This is a genomic window from Collinsella sp., assembly GCF_052346665.1.
In the GTDB taxonomy this organism is placed as follows: Bacteria; Actinomycetota; Coriobacteriia; order Coriobacteriales; family Coriobacteriaceae; genus Collinsella.
In genome coordinates, this window is sequence record NZ_DAWDUX010000036.1 from 552 (window position 1) to 1683 (window position 1132).

Below are 1132 nucleotides of genomic sequence, written 5' to 3' on the forward strand. Positions count from 1 at the left end.
GCATGGCGGCGGCAGCGTCGAGCACGTACATGTCCAGACCGGTGGCGGCCATGAGAACGGAGATGCCACGGGCCAGCGCGATGATCAGGACGACGGACATCATGTCGGCGGCACCGGTGATGAACGTGTTCACGATCTGCTTCTCGGACAGGCCGCCCACGATACCGATGACGATCGCCATGACGAAGAACCACGTGGAAGCCTCATCGAAATACCACTGGCCAATGGGAAGGCCGGTGACAACTGCGGACCAAGCCTGGGTAATGGTATTACCGTCGGCGTCGTACACACCGTTGTCGAAAAAGCCTGCGACGTTCGCATTAAGGTCGCCCAGCGGGATGAAGCCGACGATCATGACGACGAAGGTGAAAGCGAAAATGCCCAGAACGGCCTTCTGACGACCGGTGAGCTTGACCTCCTTGGCGGCCTCGGCGGCAGCTGCGCCATGGGCGGCCTCGGCGTCCTTCTGCTCCTGCAAAGACAGGAACGTGGAGCCCTTATCGGCCTTGACCTTCTTGGCGTACCGCATCACGAAGATAATGGAGATCAGCGTGGTCACAACGGTGAGAAGGAAGCCCAGACCAATGATGATGGTCTGATCAACCTCGATGCCCTTGGAGGAAAGGGCATCGACGGCGGCACCGACGGCGAACGGGTTGACCGTGGAACCCAGGCAGCCGCATCCCGCGCCGAGCAGGACGGTAGCGGCGCCGACCAGCGGGTCGAAGCCGGCAGCCATCATGGTGGCGGCAAGCAGGGCGTAGAACGGGACCGTCTCTTCACACATGCCGTAGGAGGTTCCGCCGAGGGCGAACAGGCACATGAGCACCGGAATAATCCAAATCTCACGGCCCTTGAGCTTCTGAACGAGCACGGCGATGCCGTTGTCCAACGCGCCGGTCTCGGTCATCATGCCGAGGAAGCCGCCGAGGATCATTACGAAGAGGCAGACGGGCAACGCATCGGCGAAGCCCTTGACCGGCGCCGTGAAGAAGTCGCTGAACGTAGCGGCGGTCACGGCATCCGTCGTACCGGAAACAATTACGGTGATGACGGCGACGATTGCCAATAGGGCAAGAAGAATGGTGAACGATGAGGGCATGCTGCGCTTTTTCTTGGCGGTTTCAGTCAT

1 pseudogene is annotated in these 1132 nt (G+C 60.7%); it reads right to left on the reverse strand.

The window, feature by feature from the left end:
- Nucleotides 1-1132: pseudogene (locus ACT8II_RS07235) on the reverse strand (YfcC family protein); the annotation flags it as partial.